We start from the raw sequence: 6,597 nt of genomic DNA on the forward strand, positions 1-6,597 counted from the left end.
GCCACAGCCAGAGCTTCCTGAACTTCTTCTGGAACGCGACCTCGCTCGAGGCCGTCGCCAACGAGATCACCACGCACGGCGTGCACGACCCGTTCTCGCACCTCACCAGCCACGCGATGCATGCGCAGGCCCACCATGCCAGGTACGGCGCCGCCAAGCTCGAAGAAGCCGGCACCTCGGGCGAATTCGTCACCCGCACCATCAAGAAGGTGCTCGACGAGGAAACCACGCGGCTCGAGAACGGTCTCGCGATGCTGGCCACCGTCGGCGCCACCGCGCCCTTCGTCGGCCTGTTCGGCACCGTCTGGGGCGTCTACCACGCGCTGGTCGCGATCGGCATGAGCGGCGCCGGCACGCTCGACAAGGTGGCCGGCCCGGTCGGCGAGGCGCTGATCATGACGGGCCTGGGCCTCGCGGTCGCCATCCCCGCGGTGATGGGCTACAACTGGCTGACCCGCGCCAACCGCGTGATGTCGTCCAAGCTCGATGCCTTCGCGTACGAGCTGCACACCTTCGTGTCGATGGGCCAGCCGCTGGGCAATGAAGCGGCCCAGCCGGCCAATGTGCGTGCGCTGGCCTCGCGGCCGGTCGCCGCCTGACGCGAGGTCGCCGCCATGGCCTTCGCCAGTTTCGATTCGAAGAACGCCAGCGCGCCGATGGCGGAGATCAACATGGTCCCGCTGATCGACGTGATGCTGGTGCTGCTGGTGATCTTCATCATCACCGCGCCGCTGCTGACCAATGCCGTCAAGCTGGAGCTGCCGAAGGCGAGCTCGCAGGTCAACCAGTCGCCGGCCGACAAGGTCGAGTTCGCGATCGACGCCGGCGGCCTGCTGTACTGGAACGGCGAGCTCGTCACGCGGCCCGAGGCGCAGAAGCGCTTCGCCGCCGAGAGCGGCAAGCAGCCGCAGCCCGAGATCCACCTGCGCGCCGACCAGGCGGTGGCCTACCGCTACGTCGCGCAGACGCTGGCCGATGCGTCGAAGGCGGGCCTGACGAAGGTCGGCTTCGTCAGCGAGCCGGAGGCGGCGCAGCCATGAGCAGCGCCTTGCGCATCTGGCGCTGGCCGGTCGCACTGGCCGTGCTGAGCGCGGTCGGCCTGCTGTCGGCCTTGCTCGGCGACGGCGGCTGGGACGCGCTGTCGTGGGCCGCGCTCGGCCTGCCGATCGCGGTCGCGTCCTGGTACGCACTGCGCCGTTGATTCGAATTTCTCCATCCAGCCGGCGCCGGTCTCGGGCCGGCTGTTTTTCCGCCTGATCTTCACCGTCCCCGCCAGCCATCGCGCCAGCCAAGACAAGACAAAACCCTCGAGGAGTACCCCTTGGCCTACATCAAGAGCCGCAAGCACGCGGCAAGCAAGACATCCGCGTTGGCTCAGATCGGCCTGATGGCCGTCGCATTGCCGGTGGCCGCGCAGACGACCCCGGTCGCCGACGCGCCGAAGAAGCCCGATGCGCCCGAGACGACGCTGCCCGCGCTGCGCGTCACCGGCCAGTCCGGCAGCGAGTTCAAGGCCGACAACGCGTCGAGCCCGAAGTTCACGCAGCCGCTGCTCGACACGCCGCAGACCATCACCGTGATCAAGAAGGAAGTGCTGCAGCAGCAGGTCGCGACCACGCTGGCCGAGGCGCTGCGCAACACCCCGGGCATCACGATGCAGCTCGGCGAGAACGGCAACACGACGACCGGCGACTCGATCTTCATGCGCGGCTTCGACACGACGAACAGCATCTTCGTCGACGGCATCCGCGACCTGGGCAACATCTCGCGCGACGTGTTCAACGTCGAGCAGGTCGAGGTGATCAAGGGCCCGTCGGGCTCCGACAACGGCCGCGGCGCATCGTCCGGCTACGTCAACCTGGTGTCGAAGACGGCAGGCCGCGAGGCCTTCAACAACGGCACGCTGACCGTCGGCACCTCGAGCCGCGTGCGCGCCACCGCCGACCTGAACCGGCCGCTGGACCTCGGCATCTCGGGCTCCGCGCTGCGCCTGAACGTGCTCGCACAGGACTACGGCACGCCGGGCCGCGACGAGGTCAAGAGCAAGCGCTTCGGCTTCGCGCCGTCGCTGGTGCTCGGCCTCGGCACGCCGACCCGCACCACCTTCAACTACCTGTACGTCGACCAGAAGAACGTGCCGGACGGCGGGGTGTCGACCTTCGGGCTGCCCGACTGGCGGCCCGGCGCGGGCATGCAGAGCGGCGCGGCGGTCGACTCGAAGAATTTCTACGGTTCGACCGACGACTTCAACGACGTGACGCTGCACATGTTCACCGCGCGCATCGAGCACGACCTGTCGAGCGGCACGACGCTGCGCAACACGACGCGCCTGGGCCACACCGAGCAGGACTTCGTGCTGACCGGCGTCAATGCCGTGACCTCCACGACCGGCACCGACCCCGCCACCTGGACCGTCGCACGCAACCGCCAGGGCCGCCACCAGACGAACGAGATCCTGACCAACCAGACCAACCTGAGCACCGAGTTCAAGACCGGCGGCATCGGGCATTCGCTGTCGACCGGCTTCGAGTTCATCTACGAACGCCAGAACCAGCAGAACAAGGTCGTCAGCGGCACGCAGGCGCCGGCCAACCTGTACCACCCGAGCACCGGCGACGTGTTCCAGCCGCTCGTCGACAACGGCGCCTACACCAAGGGCAGCACGCTGAGTGCGGCGGTCTATGCGTTCGACACGCTGAAGTTCTCCGAGCAGTGGCTCGTCAACGGCGGCCTGCGCTGGGAGAAGTTCCACACCGAGACGAACAGCGCCGCCCTCAACTCGGCGACGCCGGCGGTGCTGGTGCAGAACCCGCCGCTCGGGCTGACCGACAACCTGCTGAGCTGGAAGGTCGGCGCGCTGTTCAAGCCGACGCCGGATGGCAGCATCTACCTGACGGTGTCGAACGCCTACCAGCCGCCGGGCGGCGCCAACTTCTCGTTGAACGCCTTGAGCACCAACCAGGCGAGCCCGAGCACCGACCCGCAGGAAGGCAGCAACATCGAGCTGGGCACCAAGTGGGACCTGTTCGGCGGCAAGCTGTCGGCCACCGCGGCGATCTACCGCAGCGAGAACAAGAACGAGCTGGTCTCCGACGGCGCCGCGGCGCCGACCTTCACCCAGGTGGGCAAGCGCCGCGTCGACGGCGTCGAGCTCGGCCTGGTCGGCCAGGTGACGCCGGCGCTGAACCTGAGCGCGGGCGTGGCCTACATGGACCCGAAGATCCTGCGCGGCGTGCCGGCCGGCGCCAGCGCGAACAACGGCGGCGTGATCGTCTATTCGCCGAAGGTGACCTTCAGTTCGTGGGCGTCGTACAAGGCGATCGACAAGCTGACCGTCGGCGGTGGCGTGCGCTATGTCGACACCGTCGCGCGCAGCAGCAACCTCACCCCCAGCGCGACGCCCAACCTGATCAACACCGAGTCGTACACGGTGGCGGATGCGATGGTGGCGTACGACCTCAGCAAGAACGTCACGCTGCAGTTGAACGTCAACAACCTGTTCGACAAGGACTATGTGGCGTCGGTCAACAATGGCGGCTCCCGCTACAAGCCGGGTGAAGCGCGCAACGCGCTGCTGAGCGCCAACTTCAAGTACTGACCGCCATGATGCTCCACGTGCCCGGCGTGCTGACGCCGTCCCAGGTCGCCGAGATCCGCGAGGCCCTCGATGCGGCCGACTGGAACGACGGCCGCGAGACGGTCGGCGCGCAGGGGGCGCAGGTCAAGCGCAACCGCCAGCTGCCCGAGGCCGGGCCGCTGACGCAGCGCTTCGGCGCCGTCATCCTGACGGCGCTGGAGGCGCATCCCTTGTTCGTCTCGGCCGCGCTGCCGCTGCGCTACGTGCCGCCGCTGTTCAACCGCTACGAAGGCGGCGAGCAATACGGCCTGCATGTCGACGGCGCGGTGCGCGGCGTGCCGGGCACCAGCCTGCGGCTGCGCACCGACCTGTCGTGCACGCTGTTCCTGGCCGACCCCGGCGACTACGACGGCGGCGAGCTGGAGGTGATGGACACCTACGGCGCGCACGAGGTGAAGCTGCCGGCCGGCGACCTGATCCTGTACCCGTCGAGCAGCCTGCACCGGGTGCTGCCGGTCACGCGCGGCGCCCGCATCTGCTCGTTCTTCTGGCTGCAGAGCCTGGTGCGCGACGATGCGCAGCGCGGMATGCTGTTCGAGCTCGACCAGGCCATCCAGCGGCTGCGCGAGCGCGATACCGCAAACGCCGACAACGCCGAGCTGCTCGCGCTGACCGGCCACTATCACAACCTGCTGCGGATGTGGTCCGAGGTCTGATGGACGCCACCCCCGCCGCCACACCGGCGCCGCAGCGCGCCTACTGGCTGAAGACGCTGCACCAGTGGCACTGGATCAGCTCGGCGCTGAGCCTGGTCGGGCTGCTGCTGTTCACCGTCACCGGCTTCACGCTGAACCATGCGTCGCAGATCGAGGCGAAGCCGCAGGTCACGAAGCGCGCGGCGCAGGTGCCGCCGGCGCTGCTGCCGCTGATCACCGCGAAGCCGGCCGACGACAAGCAGCCGCTGCCGCCGGCGCTGGCGGCGTGGGTCGAGCAGGGCCTGTCGATCGAGGTGGCCGGCCGTGCCGCGGAGTGGTCGCCCGAGGAAATCTACCTGCCGCTGCCGCGCCCCGGCGGCGATGCCTGGCTGCGCATCGACCGCGTGGAAGGCGCGCTCGAATACGAGCGCACCGACCGCGGCTGGATCTCGTACCTGAACGACCTGCACAAGGGCCGCCACACCGGCAGCGCGTGGAGCTGGTTCATCGACCTGTTCGCCGCGTCGTGCCTGGTGTTCTCGGTGACCGGCCTGTTCATCCTGAAGATGCACGCCGCCAAGCGCCCGAGCWCCTGGCCGGTGGTGGCCGGCGGCCTGGTGCTGCCGCTGCTGCTGGCGATCCTGTTCATCCATTGATCCCGATTCCCCGATCTTCCAGAAGGACCCCCATGAAACTGAGCTATTCGATGGCGATGGGCGCCGCCGCCGCGCTGGCCGCGCCGGCCTTCGCGGCCGACGCGAACCTGAAGCTGGAGCTGCCGCAGCTGAGCGTGGCCGAGTACCACAAGCCCTATGTGGCGGTGTGGGTCGAGAAGGCGGCCGACCCCGGCTTCGCGTCCAACGTCGCGCTCTGGTACGACCTGAAGAAGCGCGACAACGGCGGCGCGAAATGGCTGAAGGACATGCGCAGCTGGTGGCGCAAGAGCGGGCGCGAGCTGCAGACGCCGATCGACGGCGTCACCGCCGCCACCCGCTCACCGGGCGAGCATGTGCTGGCCCTGTCGAGCGCCAAGGGCCTCGCTTCGCTGCCGCCGGGCAGCTACCAGCTGGTGGTCGAAGCCGCCCGCGAGAACGGCGGCCGCGAGGTCGTGCGCCTGCCGTTCGACTGGCCGGTGAAGGCCGCCCAGACCGCCAAGGTGCAGGGCGAGCATGAACTCGGCGCCGTGTCACTCGACCTGAAGCCTTGAGGAGCCACGCATGAAAACCTTCCACCGATCGATGCTCGCGCTGCTCGCCGTGGCCGCGCTGCTGCCCCTCTCCGCGCAGGCGCACCGCACCTGGCTCGTGCCCTCGGCCACCGTCGTCAGCGGCCGTGAAGCGGCTGTCACGGTCGACGCCGCGGTGTCCGAAGACCTGTTCGAGTTCGACACCAATGCGCTGGTGCTCGACAAGCTCAGCATCGTCGCGCCCGACGGCAGCCTCGTCGCGCCGGAGAACCTCGCCGCGGCGCGCCGCCGCAGCAGCTTCGACGTGAAGCTCGCGCAGCCGGGCACCTACCGCATCGTCAATTTCAGCGAGAGCGTGTTCGCCAACTACAAGCTCGGCGGCGAGCCGAAGCGCTGGCGCGGCACGGCCGAGGCGATGGCCAAGGAGATCCCGGCCGACGCGACGGAGCTGCAGGTCACGCGCATGCAGAACCGGGTCGAGACCTGGGTCAGCAACGATGCGAAAGGGGAAAAAGCGGGCGACAAGGCGGCAGCGAAGCCCGCCGACAAGGCCTTCGCGCCGCAAGGCACCGGCCTCGAGTTCGTCCCGCTGACCGCGCCGACKGACCTGAGCGCCGGCGACAGCTCCAGCTTCTGYGTGCTGCTCGACGGCAAGCCGGCCGCCAACCTCGACGTGACGATCCTGCGCGGCGGCAATCGCTACCGCTACAAGCTCGGCGAGATCGCGCTGAAGACCGATGCGCAGGGCCAGTTCAGCGTCAAGTGGCCCGAGGCCGGGCGCTACTGGATCGGCGTGAACCACAGCGTGCGCGCCGCCGAAGGCACGCCGCCGACGCGCCGCGTGAACGCCAGCGCGACGGTCGAAGTGCTGCCGCAGTAAAGAAGGCGATGCAGACGGCGCGGGTGCTGGTCCCGCAGCGCATTGCGACGCGTGCGCCGGCGCTCGGTGCGCAGGTGCATGCGCTGCAGGGCGTGACGATGGGCACGAGCTGGTCGGTGCGCGTCGCCGGCCCGCGGGGGCTCGCGCTCGCGCCGCTGGCGCAGGCGATCCAGCAGGAGCTGGACCTCGTCGTCGCGCAGATGAGCCCGTGGGAGCCCGGCTCGGACATCAGCCGCTTCAACCGCGCGCCGGCCGGCAG

At 69.2% G+C, this 6,597-nt stretch carries 9 protein-coding genes; all 9 read left to right on the forward strand.

The window, feature by feature from the left end:
• On the forward strand, positions 1 to 599 hold a 599-nt coding region (locus tag AC1D01_RS16000), incomplete at its 5' end, for a MotA/TolQ/ExbB proton channel family protein (protein ID WP_477867888.1).
• 15 nt (positions 600 to 614) lie between these two features.
• Positions 615 to 1,040 carry an ExbD/TolR family protein gene (locus AC1D01_RS16005; protein ID WP_477867890.1) on the forward strand — a complete coding sequence of 142 codons (426 nt, stop codon included), beginning with the start codon at positions 615 to 617 and terminating at the stop codon, positions 1,038 to 1,040.
• Positions 1,037 to 1,201 (forward strand): hypothetical protein, encoded by a 165-nt coding sequence (locus AC1D01_RS16010; protein ID WP_477867892.1) that lies wholly within the window; start codon positions 1,037 to 1,039, stop codon positions 1,199 to 1,201. Before AC1D01_RS16005 ends, AC1D01_RS16010 begins: the two co-directional genes overlap by 4 nt.
• A 120-nt stretch (positions 1,202 to 1,321) precedes the next feature.
• Positions 1,322 to 3,598 (forward strand): catecholate siderophore receptor Fiu, encoded by a 2,277-nt coding sequence (locus AC1D01_RS16015; protein WP_477867894.1) that lies wholly within the window; start codon positions 1,322 to 1,324, stop codon positions 3,596 to 3,598.
• A 5-nt stretch (positions 3,599 to 3,603) separates the two neighbouring features.
• Complete coding sequence (locus AC1D01_RS16020; RefSeq protein WP_477867896.1) at positions 3,604 to 4,293, forward strand: Fe2+-dependent dioxygenase; 690 nt, start codon at positions 3,604 to 3,606, stop codon at positions 4,291 to 4,293.
• On the forward strand, positions 4,293 to 4,928 hold the full coding sequence (locus tag AC1D01_RS16025) for a PepSY-associated TM helix domain-containing protein (protein WP_477867898.1): 636 nt from the start codon (positions 4,293 to 4,295) through the stop codon (positions 4,926 to 4,928). The genes AC1D01_RS16020 and AC1D01_RS16025 overlap by 1 nt, the downstream gene beginning before the upstream one ends.
• A gap of 32 nt (positions 4,929 to 4,960) precedes the next feature.
• Positions 4,961 to 5,479, forward strand: a complete 519-nt coding sequence (locus AC1D01_RS16030; RefSeq protein ID WP_477867900.1) for a DUF2271 domain-containing protein — start codon at positions 4,961 to 4,963, stop codon at positions 5,477 to 5,479.
• 10 nt (positions 5,480 to 5,489) lie between these two features.
• Positions 5,490 to 6,338 (forward strand): DUF4198 domain-containing protein, encoded by an 849-nt coding sequence (locus AC1D01_RS16035; protein ID WP_477867902.1) that lies wholly within the window; start codon positions 5,490 to 5,492, stop codon positions 6,336 to 6,338.
• Positions 6,339 to 6,346: 8 nt separating this feature from the next.
• A partial coding sequence (locus AC1D01_RS16040; protein ID WP_477867904.1) for an FAD:protein FMN transferase occupies positions 6,347 to 6,597 on the forward strand: 251 nt, incomplete at its 3' end.

The organism is Rhizobacter sp. P3_B12 (assembly GCF_056402895.1).